The organism is Leifsonia sp. 563, assembly GCF_040545055.1.
GTDB lineage: Bacteria > Actinomycetota > Actinomycetes > Actinomycetales > Microbacteriaceae > Leifsonia.
Window position 1 is genome coordinate 137,374 of sequence record NZ_JBEPLE010000006.1, and the last position, 12,383, is coordinate 149,756.

The 12,383-nt window shown below is 70.5% G+C and carries 12 protein-coding genes; 6 read left to right on the top strand and 6 right to left on the bottom strand.

All coding sequences use genetic code 11. The annotated features are described in order from the left end of the window. Positions 1-50 precede the first annotated feature (50 nt). From alr to ABIC47_RS16115, 3 genes are read right to left on the bottom strand one after another with little or no spacing between them, the layout of a single operon-like run. Positions 51-1,127, bottom strand: a complete 1,077-nt coding sequence (gene alr / locus ABIC47_RS16105) for an alanine racemase (protein ID WP_354481935.1) — start codon at positions 1,125-1,127, stop codon at positions 51-53. Then, positions 1,124-1,846 (bottom strand): alanine racemase, encoded by a 723-nt coding sequence (locus tag ABIC47_RS16110; protein ID WP_354481938.1) that lies wholly within the window; start codon positions 1,844-1,846, stop codon positions 1,124-1,126. Before ABIC47_RS16110 ends, alr begins: the two co-directional genes overlap by 4 nt. A 36-nt stretch (positions 1,847-1,882) precedes the next feature. Further along, on the bottom strand, positions 1,883-2,119 hold the full coding sequence (locus ABIC47_RS16115; RefSeq protein ID WP_018191296.1) for a DUF7455 domain-containing protein: 237 nt from the start codon (positions 2,117-2,119) through the stop codon (positions 1,883-1,885). 215 nt (positions 2,120-2,334) lie between these two features. Between ABIC47_RS16115 and ABIC47_RS16120 the strand changes: the two genes are divergently transcribed. Beyond that, complete coding sequence (locus ABIC47_RS16120) at positions 2,335-4,431, top strand: DNA gyrase/topoisomerase IV subunit B (RefSeq protein WP_354481941.1); 2,097 nt, start codon at positions 2,335-2,337, stop codon at positions 4,429-4,431. Positions 4,432-4,555: 124 nt separating this feature from the next. Here ABIC47_RS16120 and ABIC47_RS16125 read toward each other — a convergent pair whose 3' ends face one another. Beyond that, complete coding sequence (locus tag ABIC47_RS16125) at positions 4,556-7,042, bottom strand: DNA gyrase/topoisomerase IV subunit A (RefSeq protein ID WP_354481943.1); 2,487 nt, start codon at positions 7,040-7,042, stop codon at positions 4,556-4,558. 84 nt (positions 7,043-7,126) lie between these two features. Here ABIC47_RS16125 and ABIC47_RS16130 point away from each other — a divergent pair, with 84 nt between their 5' ends. Next, positions 7,127-8,251, top strand: a complete 1,125-nt coding sequence (locus ABIC47_RS16130) for an alkaline phosphatase family protein (protein ID WP_354482144.1) — start codon at positions 7,127-7,129, stop codon at positions 8,249-8,251. Here ABIC47_RS16130 and sepH read toward each other — a convergent pair. Further along, positions 8,248-9,423, bottom strand: a complete 1,176-nt coding sequence (gene sepH / locus ABIC47_RS16135; RefSeq protein WP_354481946.1) for a septation protein SepH — start codon at positions 9,421-9,423, stop codon at positions 8,248-8,250. The two genes, ABIC47_RS16130 and sepH, sit on opposite strands and share 4 nt — an antisense overlap. A 203-nt stretch (positions 9,424-9,626) precedes the next feature. On the opposite strand from sepH, the gene ABIC47_RS16140 reads away from it, so the two are divergent. Further along, a complete protein-coding gene (locus ABIC47_RS16140; RefSeq protein ID WP_026307201.1) occupies positions 9,627-9,920 on the top strand; it encodes a DUF4193 domain-containing protein in 294 nt (97 codons plus the stop codon). 11 nt (positions 9,921-9,931) lie between these two features. Here the strand turns inward: ABIC47_RS16140 and ABIC47_RS16145 are convergent, their stop codons facing one another. Beyond that, positions 9,932-10,378 (bottom strand): DUF3093 domain-containing protein, encoded by a 447-nt coding sequence (locus tag ABIC47_RS16145; protein ID WP_354481949.1) that lies wholly within the window; start codon positions 10,376-10,378, stop codon positions 9,932-9,934. Between the two features lie 40 nt (positions 10,379-10,418). Here ABIC47_RS16145 and dut point away from each other — a divergent pair, with 40 nt between their 5' ends. From dut to ABIC47_RS16160, 3 genes are all read left to right on the top strand, one after another. Continuing rightward, the gene (gene dut, locus ABIC47_RS16150; RefSeq protein WP_018191288.1) at positions 10,419-10,877 is read left to right on the top strand and encodes a dUTP diphosphatase; all 459 of its coding nucleotides are present in this window, start codon (positions 10,419-10,421) and stop codon (positions 10,875-10,877) included. Positions 10,878-10,942: 65 nt separating this feature from the next. Further along, on the top strand, positions 10,943-11,551 hold the full coding sequence (locus ABIC47_RS16155; RefSeq protein ID WP_026307200.1) for a DUF3710 domain-containing protein: 609 nt from the start codon (positions 10,943-10,945) through the stop codon (positions 11,549-11,551). 9 nt (positions 11,552-11,560) lie between these two features. Continuing rightward, positions 11,561-12,358: a DUF3159 domain-containing protein gene (locus ABIC47_RS16160; protein WP_354481952.1), complete on the top strand. Its 798-nt coding sequence runs from the start codon at positions 11,561-11,563 to the stop codon at positions 12,356-12,358. The last annotated feature ends 25 nt before the right edge of the window (positions 12,359-12,383 follow it).

A 12,383-nucleotide genomic window follows, 5' to 3' on the forward strand; every position in this document is an offset into this window, starting at 1 on the left:
GCGCCCGTGCCGGCGTGTCGGCCGAAAAACTCAGGAGCGGTTGGCTGGGGTCAGTTGACGTAGACGCGGGGGACCCGGGTCGCGACGCCGGTGATCATCTCGTCGGCGATCGTCTCCGCCCAGTCGGCGTACTTCTCGGCGGTGGGCTCGCCGTCCGTCCCCGGTCCGAACAGGATGGCGGTGTCGCCGACCTCGACGCGGTGCGCGCCCGCATCCACCAGCATGCTGTCGGCGGCGACCTCGATGACGGGGCAGCGGCGGCCGTTCAGCTGAATGGACGTCTTGGCGATTCCCAGCGTCGGAACGCCGTCTGCGTAGCCGATCCCGAGCCGGGCGTGCGTCGTACCGCCGACGTGCACCTTGGTCACGGGAGCCTCCAGCCGCATCGCGGGGATGAGGCCCAGCTCGCCGCCGGTCGAGTCGTCGAACGGGGAGAAGCCGTACGCCGCGATGCCGAACCGCACGAAATCGAATCGCGCCGCCGGCATCCGGATGCCGGCGGAGCTCGCGGCCAGGTGCAGCACCTGGAACGACGCTCCCAGGCGCTCCGCCTGGACGACCGCCGAGCGGAACTCGGCAAGGGCCGCCTCGTCGTCCGCGATCGAGGCGTCGGCCAGGTGCGACCAGGCGGCACGGATGCGGATGACGCCGCGCTCCTGCAGGTCGAGGGCGGCACGGATCAGATCGGGCCACTCCTCGCGGGTGGCACCGTTGCGGCTGAGGCCGGTGTCCACCTTGAGGTGCACGACGGCGGGACGGTCGGCGCCGGCCGCCGCGATGGCCTCCAGCTGCCAGAGCGCGGAGATGCCGAGTTCGATGTCCGCCTTGATGCCCGCGCGCCAGTCGGTGTCCTGACCGTGCAGCCAGGCGAGGAGGGGGACGGTGACGCCCGCATGCCGGAGGACGAGCCCGGCCGGGATCTCGAGCACGGCGAGCGAGGTCGCTCCGGCCTCCAGGCCCGCCTCGGCGACCGGGAGGAGTCCGTGGCCGTAGGCGTCCGCTTTCACGGCGAGCATGGTCTGCGCCGGCGCGATCAGCCGCGTCAGGTGGGCGACGTTGTGCCGCACGGCGGCGAGGTCGATGACGGCGCGGGGGAGCGGCTCGGCGACGGCGTCCACGATGGTCACGCGCTGTACGTCCTCTCGATGCGCCGGCCCAGCCGGCTCGTGATGACCGGAGCCGCGACGCCCAGCGCATCCGCCCAGACCCGCACGGTCGGTTCTTCGCGGTCCGGGTCGCCGAACAGGATGACGGGGTCGCCGGGCGCGGCGGAGTCGTCACCGATGTCGACGACGAACTGGTCCATGGCGATCCGTCCGGTGATGCGGCCGACGGTGTCGCCGACCTTCACGGGCGCCTTGTTGGAGGCGACGCGCAGGATGCCGTCGGCGTAGCCGAGCGCGACCAGCACGAGGGTGCTGGGCCGGGCGGTGCGGTACGTGTAGCCGTAGGAGACGCCGCGATCGGCGGGGACGCGCTTGACGGCGATGATCTCGCCTTCGAGGCGCATGGCCGGGGCGGACGGGCGGTCGGCGTCGAGCCCGAAGAGCTCAGGGCCGAGGAGAGCGCCTGCGGGCGTGGATGCGGGCCGGCGATTGCCGACGGTCGCCTCGACGGGTAGACCCTCGTCGGCGATGGCCGCGGCATCCTCGACCCGGGATACGAGAAAACCGCCGACCCCCGCATCCATCAGCGCACGAGCCACGGGGATGAGCCCGTGTCCGTACGCGTCGGCGCGGAGATCGGCGGTGCAGTCGGGGAGCGATGCGATGGCGGCGGCTGCCGTCGAGCGGATGACGGAGAGGTCGATGTGGGCGCGTCTGCGCACACCCGTTCCTGGTGTCATCCTCCGGTCAGCCTCGCGATTCGCGATGCGGCCGCGTTACGCGCGCTGCTCTTCGAACAGGCGAGCGGTCTCGTCGTGCCAGCTGTGGGCGATCTGAGACAGCTTCTCCTGGTGCTTCTTGCCGTGGTGGGCGCAGAAGAGAAGTTCGCCGTTATTGACAACGACACGGATGTACGCCTGCGCTCCGCAGCTGTCGCAACGGTCCGCGGCCGTCAACTGCGGCCCCGATGCGAGCTCGTCAACCGCCCCGTTCTCCGAGGTGAGTGTCGACATGTGATGCTCCTTTCCGTCGCAACCGCTTGAACTCGGTACGTCTATAGAACCACGGATGCCGGGCAATCAGGCGCGCATTGGCTGCTATTTCGCTCAACGCGTAGCCTCGGCGCCCGACTCGTGTCGGTGACGTAGGCTGCGCCGCCCGGCGCTTACTCTGGAGAGGCACGTGCGTCCGCACCCGGATGGGCGCACCGGAACCACAAGGAGCACCCGTGGCGAGTTCGGACTATTCGGCCAGGCACCTCTCGGTGCTCGAGGGGCTGGAGGCCGTGCGCAAGCGCCCGGGCATGTACATCGGCTCCACCGACTCCCGCGGTCTGATGCACTGCCTGTGGGAGATCATCGACAACTCGGTGGACGAGGCCCTCGCCGGTCACGGGTCCGACATCGAGGTCATCCTGCATGCCGACGACAGCGTCGAGGTGCGCGACCGCGCCCGCGGCATCCCCGTCGACATCGAGCCGAAGACGGGCCTCTCGGGTGTCGAGGTCGTCTTCACCAAGCTGCACGCCGGCGGCAAGTTCGGCAGCGGGTCGTACGCGGCCTCCGGTGGCCTGCACGGCGTCGGCGCGTCCGTCGTCAACGCTCTATCGGAGCGCCTCGACGTCGAGGTCGACCGCGACGGCAAGACGTGGGCCATGTCCTTCCACCGCGGCGAGCCCGGCATCTTCGACGACAAGAAGGGCGAGCCCGGCCCCGACAGCCCGTTCACCCCGTTCGTCAGCGGCAGTGAGCTGCGGGTCGTCGGCAAGGTGGCGAAGGGCGTCACCGGGACGCGCATCCGCTACTGGGCCGACCGCCAGATCTTCACGAAGGGCGCCGAGTTCTCGACGGACGACCTCGTCGGTCGCGCCCGGCAGACGGCGTTCCTCGTCCCGGGCCTCTCCATCTCCATCGACGACAAGCGCCCGGGAGCCGACGGCGCGGAGACGGGCCGCACAACGTTCCGCTACGAGGGCGGCATCTCGGAGTTCGTCGACTTCCTCGCGCCGGACAGCCCCATCACGGACACGTGGCGGCTCACGGGTGAGGGGCACTTCACCGAGACCGTCCCCGTGCTGTCGGAGACCGGAGCCATGCTGCCCACCGAGCTGAGGCGCGACTGCCAGGTCGACATCGCACTGCGCTGGGGCACCGGGTATGACACGGTCATGCGCAGCTTCGTCAACATCATCGCGACGCCGAAGGGCGGCAGCCACCAGGCCGGGTTCGACCAGGGGATGCTGAAGTTCCTCCGCCAGCAAGTGGAGCAGAACGCGCGGCGGCTGAAGGCGGGGAACGACAAGCTGGAGAAGGACGACGTCATGGCCGGTCTCACCGCCGTCCTCACCGTCCGCCTTCCGGAGCCGCAGTTCGAGGGTCAGACCAAGGAGATCCTCGGGACGCCCGCCGTGCGTGCGATCGTCGCCAACGTCGTCCAGAAGGCCATGGCCGAGCGGTTCGGGTCGTCGAAGCGCGACGACAAGGCGCAGTCGGCGCTCGTCCTCGACAAGGTCGTCGCCGAGATGAAGTCCCGGATCTCCGCGCGCGCCCACAAGGAGACGCAGCGCAGGAAGAACGCGCTCGAGACCTCCTCCCTCCCCGCGAAGCTGGTCGACTGCCGCTCCAACGACGTCGCCAACAGCGAGCTGTTCATCGTCGAGGGCGATTCGGCGCTCGGCACCGCCCGGCGGGCGCGCGACAGCGAGTACCAGGCGCTGCTGCCCATCCGCGGCAAGATCCTGAACGTGCAGAAGGCGTCGATCTCGGACATGCTGTCGAACGCCGAGTGCGCGGCGATCATCCAGGTCATCGGCGCCGGCTCCGGCCGCAGCTTCGACCTGTCGGTCGCCCGGTACGGCAAGGTCATCATCATGTCGGATGCGGATGTCGACGGTGCGCACATCCGCACGCTGCTGCTGACGCTGTTCTTCCGTTACATGCGGCCGATGATCGAGGAAGGCCGGGTGTTCGCCGCGGTGCCGCCGCTGCATCGCGTCGTGGTCGTCAACCCCGGGTCGAAGCCGAACGAGACGATCTACACGTACTCGGAGGCGGAACTGCAGGCCGTGCTCGCCGACCTCAAGAAGCGCGGCAAGAAGTACCAGGAGCCGATCCAGCGGTACAAGGGACTCGGTGAGATGGATGCGGACCAGCTGGCCACAACGACGATGGATCGGGCGCACCGGACGCTGCGGCGTGTGCGCGTCCCCGACGCCGAGGCGGCGAACCGCGTCTTCGAGCTGCTGATGGGCAACGACGTCGCCCCGCGCAAGGAGTTCATCATCGCGGGCGCCGACGACCTCAGCCGGTCCCGCATCGACGCCTGACCCCCTCCGCTCTTCGCCCCCCGTCGAGTCCGCAAACATTGCACACCACGCGCCGCGTAGGCGTGCAAAGTTTGCGGACTCGACGGTGGGGGGTCGGCGAGAGACGGGAGGGAGGGGCGCGGGGTCAGCCGATGCGGCGGCCGATGGAGCCGACGACGGTGTCGAGCGGGGTGCCCGAGCCGTCGCGACGGGAGCCGCCCTCGGGGAGGTTCCGCGCGGCGCCGTCCGGAGCGACCGCGTGAGCGGGTGCCGGGCCGGCCCAGGCGAGCACGAGCTCGTTCTCGCCCTTGAGGAACCGCTGCGCGCGCACACCGCCGGTCGCGCGTCCTTTCGCGGGGAACTCGGCGAAGTCGCTGACCTTGGCCGTGCCGGGGTCGGCGCCGGGGAGCGTGGCGTCGCTGGCCGCGATGGTCGCGACGACCGCTGTCTCGGCCTCCGCGGCGGAGACGGCACCGAAGTAGATGACGCGCGCGCCCGCACCGAGGTTGATGCCCGCCATTCCGCCGGCCGCCCGGCCCTGCGGACGCACGCTGGACGCGGCGAACCGCAGCAGCTGGGCGTCGCTGGCGACGAACACGAACTCGTCCGTGTCTGTGACCGTCGTGGCCCCGACGACCTCGTCGCCGTCCTTGAGCGAGATGATCTCGAACTCCGGCTTGTTCGCCCAGTCGCCCGCGGACACACGCTTCACGACGCCTTGGGCGGTGCCGAGCGCGATCGTGCGCTCCGAGTCGAGTGAGGCGAGGGCGAGGATGCGCTCCTTCTTGTCCGCGAGCGCCAGGTAGTCGCCGATCTTCACCCCCGCAGCCATCTGGATGGAGTTGGCCGGCACAGCGGGAAGGTCGACGGGGGAGAAGCGGATGAGCCGGCCGCGGTTCGTCACGGCGCCGATCTCGCTGCGGCTGGTGGTGTCCAGCTGCGACAGGATGGCGTCGTGCTTGCTGCGGCGGGCCGGCGCCTGGATGCGGTCGAGGCCGCCCTCCGCTCCGTCGGCGCCGGCGACGGCATCCACGCGCAGGATGCGCCCGGTCGTCGACAGGAACACGCGCGTGGGCACGTCGGCGACCTCGAGCTGCACAGTTGCCGCCTTGCTGCGCGATGCGCCGGCGATCGACGGCTTGGCCTCGGTGAGCAGGGTGCGGCGCGGGGTGCCGAACGTGGCGGCCACTCGCTCCAGCTCGTCTGACACAAGGTCGTTGATGGCCTGGCGCGACGCGAGCAGCGCCTCCAGCTCGTCGATCTCGCGGCGGAGTTGGTCGCGCTCGGTCTCGAGCTCGATCCGGCTGAACTTGGTGAGACGGCGCAGCCGCAGCTCGAGGATGTAGTCGGCCTGCAGCGTACTGAGGTCGAACACCTGCATCAGGCGGCCGCGCGCCTGCTCCGTGTCGTCGGACGTGCGGATGACCTGGATGACCTCGTCGATGTCGAGGATGGCGATGAGCAGGCCCTCGACCAGGTGCAGCCGCTCTTTGCGGCGGGCGAGGCGGAACTGCGAGCGGCGGGTGACCACGCTGATGCGGTGGTCGAGGTACACCTGCAGCAGGTCGCGCAGGCCGAGCGTCTGCGGTCCGCCGGCGACCAGGGCGACGTTGTTGATCGCGAAGCCCTCTTCGAGCGGCGTGTACCGGTACAGCTGCTCGAGCACCGCCTCCGGGCTGAACCCGGTCTTGAGGCCGATGACCAGCCGGAGGCCGTTCTGGCGGTCGGAGAGGTCGGTGACGTCGGAGATGCCGTTGAGCTTCTTGGCGTTGACGCCGTCCTTGATCTTCTCGATCACCCTCTCGGGGCCCACCAGGTAGGGCAGCTCGGTGACGACGAGGCCGCTCTTGCGCGCGGTGATGGATTCGACGGTCACCTTGGCGCGCATCCGGAAGCTGCCGCGACCGGTCGCGTAGGCGTCGCGGACACCCGCGAGGCCGGCGATCGTGCCCCCGCCGGGGAGGTCGGGGCCGGGGACGTACTCCATCAGGTCGTCGAGCGTGGCGTCCGGGTTCTCGAGGAGGTGGCGGGCGGCGCCGACGACCTCGATGAGGTTGTGCGGCGCCATGTTCGTGGCCATGCCGACGGCGATGCCGCTCGCCCCGTTGACGAGCAGGTTGGGGAACGCCGCCGGCAGCACATCCGGCTGCATCAGTTGGTTGTCGTAGTTGGGGACGAAGTCGACGACGTCCTCGTCGAGGTCTTCCGTCATCGCGAGGGCGGCGGCGGCGAGACGCGCCTCGGTGTACCGGGCGGCCGCGGGGCCGTCGTCGAGCGAACCGAAGTTGCCGTGCCCGTCGACCAGCGGGACGCGGAGGGTGAAGTCCTGCGCCATCCGCACCAGGGCGTCGTAGATGGCGCTGTCGCCGTGCGGGTGCAGCTTTCCCATGACCTCGCCGGTGACACGCGCCGACTTCACGTGGCCGCGGTCGGGGCGGAGGCCCATCTCCGTCATCATGTACAGGATGCGGCGCTGCACGGGCTTGAGGCCGTCGCGGGCGTCGGGGAGGGCCCGCGAGTAGATCACCGAGTAGGCGTATTCGAGGAACGAGCCCTGCATCTCGGTCGTGACGTCGACGTCTTCGATGCGTTCCGTCGTTCCGGCGGCGGGCTTGTCGTCTGCAGGTGTCATTCGGGCATTCTGTGCGGTGCGAAGGGGCGGGGGCGGCTTGTCGGGCGGCGGGATCGCTGTGCCAGACTGGGCCGGATGCCCCCCATGCTACCGGCCGCGTTCACGACGAGAGCGAGCCTCGCCACGGTTCTGCCGAGTTCGCTCGCTGCGCTCTCGGGAGAGACGAACGACCTCGGCCTTCCCCAGATGGAGCACGTCGTCGTCATCGTGGTCGACGGGCTCGGCGCGGCAGCCCTCCGTGCCCGCGCCGGGCATGCCAGGACGCTCGCCCCGCTGCTCGGGAAGACGACTACGATCGACGCCGGATTCCCGACGACGACGGCGGCGGCGCTCGCCACGCTGACGACCGGGACGACGCCCGGCGAGCACGGCCTGGTCGGCTACCGCGTGCGCGACGGCGCCGGTCGTCTGACGAACCAGCTCACCGGCTGGGACGATCGGATGGATCCGGCGACCTGGCAGCGGTCGCGCACGGTGTTCGAGCAGGCTGCGGAGCGGGGCGTCACGCCGCGCGCGATCGCCCTCCCGAAGTTCGCCGGCACCGGCTTCACCGCGGCCGTGCTGCGCGGAGCGGAGTTCGTCGGCGTCCAGTCGATGGCCGACCGGTTCGCCGCGGCGGCCGACGTGCTGGCGACCGCCGGGCCGGGCCTCACCTATCTCTATGTCGCCGAGCTCGACCAGCTGGCGCACGCCCGCGGGTGGGAGTCGTCGGAGTGGACGGCCGCCCTGGAGACCCTGGATGCGCTGGTCGCCGACTTCGCCCGTCGCCTCGGCCCGGGGCGCGGCGCGCTGCTGACCGCCGACCACGGCGCGGTGGATGTGCCGGAAAGCGGCCACATCCTGTACGACACCGCGCCCGAGCTGCTGCAGGACGTGGCGGACATCGCCGGCGAGCCGCGGCTGCTGCACCTCTATGTCGAGGACGGTGCCTCACCGGTGGCCGTCGCCGAGCGCTGGCGCGACGCCGAAGGCGACCGGTCGTGGGTGGCGACGCGCGCCGAGGCGGTCGACGCCGGCTGGTTCGGCGAGCGGGTCGACCCCGAGGTCGTACCGCGGATCGGGGATGTGCTGGTCGCTGCGCGCAAGCGCATCGCGTACTACGACGGCCGCGACCCGCAGCGGACCGGCCGCAACATGGTCGGCCAGCACGGCTCGCTCACGCCGGAGGAGACGCGGGTTCCGCTGCTGCGGTTCGGAGCGGCAGGCTAGGCCAGGTCGTCGTCCGTTCGGGCGCCGAAGACGATCTCGTCCCAGCTCGGCATGGCCGCTCGACCCTTCTTGCGCGACGAGGGCTGCGGGCCCGAGTCGTTCAACGGCCCGGCGTTCGACGGCCCGCCGTTGGACGGACCGCTCGGCGGCGCCGGAACGTCGAGGGGGAGCGGCGGCTGCTCGGCCGCGGGCGGACGCTCGTCGATGAGACGGAACGGCGTTGCGGCCGGGGCCGGCGTGACCGGGGCCTCGGTGGAAGCCGTCGGCACGACATCCAACGGTGCCGCATCGGTCGGCGTCGGGCGGTCCTCGTAGCCGGCGGCCTCCCTCTCACCGCGGCGGCGGCGCAGCGCCTCCAGCAGGTCGGCGGTCTGGTGCAGGTCGCGCGGGGCTCCGTCGTCGGCGCGCTTGATGGCGGAGACGGTGATCGAGTTGTTGGCGCCGGGCGTTCGGCCTTGCGGCAGCGGCTCGATGGGCGCGGTGATCTCCGGACCCATCAGGTCGGCGGCCGGGGCGGGGAACGTGAAGGCTCCGCTGTCGAAGCGGGAGCTGTCCGGCTCGCCCTCGTGCGGGAGCACGGCACGCAGCCGGGGGATGAGTGAACCGCCGCGCAGCTCTCCGGCCTGCGACAGCGTGGTCGCCTCCGAGTTGAGCGGTGCGAGGGCGTGCTTGCGCGCGTCGTACGACCAGCGGGCGTCGTGGTCGATCGTGTCCGCCGTGAACTCCAGCTTCACGATCCAGCCGGTCTCGCTGTCCTTCCAGCTCGCCCAGCGCTCGCCCGCGACACCGAGCGATGCGAGGCGGTCGCGGATGACCGAGCCGAACGTCTCGGCTTCGCCGAGAGGGTCGACGGCGTCGGAGGTGTGCACGGGGACGCTGAGGGCGCTGGCGACGATGTGCTCGCGCTCGGCGATGATCGGTCCCTCGAAGCGCTGCACGTACTCCAGCGGGGCTCCGGTGACCGCGGCGACGTCCTCGGCGGACATGCCGGAACGGATGTGGGCCTGCACTTCGCGCGGTGAGAGTTTGGGCGCGTCGGCCGGCGTCTCCTGCCGCACCTGGCGCACTTTCGACTGCAACGCCTCGTCCACGGCGATGCGGAAACGCTCACCGTCGTCGCCGACGGCGACCAGCGCGCCGTTCTCGACCCCGATGACCTTCAAATCCTGCATGTGGATTGCCTTCCGAGCTCGTTCGTACGGCCCCAGGATGCCACGGAGCAGAAGGCATTCCGGGGAATACAGCGGGCGTGCCGGAAGTTGCACACCGAGCAATGCTGAGAGGCTCCTGTTTGGTTTTGCTATTCAGGGGCGATTGATGCAAACTATGGCCGCCGATTGCGAGAATCGGCCGTTACGACGAGAAGTGGATGGGCATGGCAACGGATTACGACGCACCGCGGAAGACCGAGGACGACTCCGAGTCGATCGAGGCCCTCAAGGAGCGTGTCCCGGACAAGATGTCGGGGGTCGTCGACGTCGAAGATGCTGACAACCCCGGTGGATACGAGCTGCCCGGTGCCGACCTCTCCGACCTCGACCTCGACGTCGTGGTGCTGCCTCCTCAGGCGGACGAGTTCACGTGCGTGAACTGCTTCCTGGTGAAGCACCGCTCCCAGATCGATCACGAGACGAAGCTCGGACCGATCTGCGTGGAGTGCGCCGCCTGACGTCGAACGAACTAGGAACTGAGGCGAGCCTCATCGAGAACCCGGACCAGCTGGTCCGGGTTTCTTGTTGAGAGGAGCCAGTAGGGCGCCGGGTCGTCCTGATCCACGACCGGGACCTTCACGACCGGCTTGATCCAGCCGCGGATGAGCAGCCATGCCCGCGCGTCGAGACGGCGGCCGCGTTCCAGGGTCGCGTCGTCGCCGCGGAAGGCCGTCGGCTCGCCGACCAGGCCGAGCGGGATGCGCGCGTGGCCGGCGACCAGCTCCTCCTTCGTCACCCGGATGACGGGCGCCGTCGCGACCAGGAAGATCGCGAAGGCGACGTAGATCGCGATGGCGAGGACGACACCGACGGCGAAGTTGATCGGCGCGAAGACGAGCATGACCGCGGGGATGACGAGCAGGGTGGAGATGAACAGCCAGGGGGTCGCCCAGAGTCGCTCTCGGTACAGGTCCATGACCTCTATTCGATCAGACTTCTGCACTAGCCTCTGACACGTGACCGATACCGTCGACGTCCCGATCATCGCCTCCGCCCTGCCCGCGTACGCGCACCCGGGCGACGCCGGCGCCGACCTGTGCGCCGCGGAGGCGGTGACACTGGGGCCGGGGGAGCGCTTCACCATGCCGACCGGAGTGTCTATCGCCCTCCCCGACGGCTATGCCGCGTTCGTCGTCCCGCGCAGCGGCCTGGCCATGCGGCACGGCCTCACGATCGTGAACGCGCCGGGGACGGTGGATGCGGGATACCGCGGCGAGATCCGGGTGACCCTTCTCAACACCGACAGGTCGATGCCGTACGATATCGCCGTCGGCGACCGGATCGCCCAGCTGATCGTCATGCCGGTCACGCGGGCCCGGTTCATCCCCGTCGACTCCCTCCCGGACAGCCACCGCGGCACCGCGGGCTTCGGCTCGTCCGGGTACACCGTGACCGAGTCAGGAGAACACGCGTGAGCGACATCAGCGACACCCCTCGTGGAGCCGAGGAGGGCGCAGAGCTCGAGCAGCAGGACGACGGCCTGGAGGCGGAGTTCGAGAAGTCGGCCCCGCCGGACCGCGAGACCGAGGGGCCGCTCGACGAGAGCGAGGCCAACCCGGTGCGCCCGTACGTCGACCTCGGCGGGGTGAAGATCCTCCCGCGCGAGGGTCTGCACCTGCGCCTCGAGGTCGAGGAGGAGACCCAGCGCGTCGTCGCGGTCGGCCTCGACTACGCCGGCTCCACCCTGCAGGTGCAGCCGTTCGCGGCGCCGCGGTCGACCGGCCTGTGGCACGAGATCCGCGAGCAGATCACCGACCAGATCCAGCGCCAGGGTGGCCGGGTCTCCGAGCGCGACGGCGCGTTCGGTCCGGAGCTCGTGGCCGAGATCCCCGTTGCAGCGCCCGACGGCGGTCCGGTGGAGACGCGCGTCGCGCGCTTCGTCGGCGTCGACGGCCCGCGCTGGTTCCTCCGCGGCGTGATCGCGGGCGACGCGGCGGTGCAGCCGGAGGCGGCCGCGCTCGTCGAAGACCTGTTCCGCAGCATCGTCGTGGTCCGCGGCTCGGTGCCGATGCCGCCGCGCGACCTCATCCCGCTGCGGATGCCGGCCGCGCCGACGACCGGCAACGAGAACGACTACTCCTCTCTCTAAGGCGCACGCATGACCGATCAGGACCGGCCCGACCGGAAGAGCACGCCGGCCGACCCGGCGGCCACGGCGGAGGACACGACAGGCACAGACGCGCCGACTCCCGCCCTGGGCGACAGCATCGCCGCGGCCGCCCGCCGCTCGGGCCTGGGGCAGCTGGCGGAGACCGACGCTTCCACGGGCGCGGCGCTCCTCGGCGCGCTCGGCGGCATCCGCGGGCTGTGCGAGACGATCCTTCCCGGGCTCGTCTTCCTCATCCTCTTCACCTTCACGCAGAACGTCCCGCTGTCGATCGGCTGCTCGGTCGCCGTCGCGGTCGTCTTCACCGTGCTGCGCGTGATCGGCAAGACACCGCTCACGCAGGCGCTGGCCGGCCTGATCGGTGTGGGCATCTCGGCGATCCTCGCGCTCATCACCGGACGCGGCGAAGACAACTTCCTGTTCGGGATCTGGACCAACGCCGCGTACGCCGCCGGCATCCTCATCTCGATGCTGGTCCGCTGGCCCATCATCGGGCTCGCCGCCGGCTATCTGATGGGCGACGGGGTCGCCTGGCGGAGCGACAAGCGGAAGTTCCGCGTGATGCAGGCGCTCACCTTCCTGTGGCTGCTGCTCTTCGTCGCGCGGCTCGTCGTGCAGGTACCTCTCTATCTGGCGCACACGGACGAAGCGACCAGCGCGCTCGCCCTCACCAAGCTCCTCATGGGCGTCCCGCTGTACGCGCCGCTGCTGCTCGTGACGTGGTTCGTGGTCAAGGCGCAGTTCCCGCAGAAGGCGGCCGCACCGCGCCGCACGGTCTCGGGCCGCTAGGGGCGGTCGCAGGCTCGCGGGCGAC

What these genes read in the sequence shown, in the direction of transcription:
- ABIC47_RS16110 (WP_354481938.1), bottom strand. Translation starts at nt 1,846, where the DNA reads ATGACACCAGGAACGGGTGTGCGCAGACGCGCCCACATCGACCTCTCC.
- ABIC47_RS16115 (WP_018191296.1), bottom strand. Translation starts at nt 2,119, where the DNA reads ATGTCGACACTCACCTCGGAGAACGGGGCGGTTGACGAGCTCGCATCG.
- ABIC47_RS16125 (WP_354481943.1), bottom strand. Translation starts at nt 7,042, where the DNA reads ATGACACCTGCAGACGACAAGCCCGCCGCCGGAACGACGGAACGCATC.
- ABIC47_RS16130 (WP_354482144.1), top strand. Translation starts at nt 7,127, where the DNA reads ATGCTACCGGCCGCGTTCACGACGAGAGCGAGCCTCGCCACGGTTCTG.
- sepH (WP_354481946.1), bottom strand. Translation starts at nt 9,423, where the DNA reads ATGCAGGATTTGAAGGTCATCGGGGTCGAGAACGGCGCGCTGGTCGCC.
- ABIC47_RS16140 (WP_026307201.1), top strand. Translation starts at nt 9,627, where the DNA reads ATGGCAACGGATTACGACGCACCGCGGAAGACCGAGGACGACTCCGAG.
- ABIC47_RS16145 (WP_354481949.1), bottom strand. Translation starts at nt 10,378, where the DNA reads ATGGACCTGTACCGAGAGCGACTCTGGGCGACCCCCTGGCTGTTCATC.
- ABIC47_RS16160 (WP_354481952.1), top strand. Translation starts at nt 11,561, where the DNA reads ATGACCGATCAGGACCGGCCCGACCGGAAGAGCACGCCGGCCGACCCG.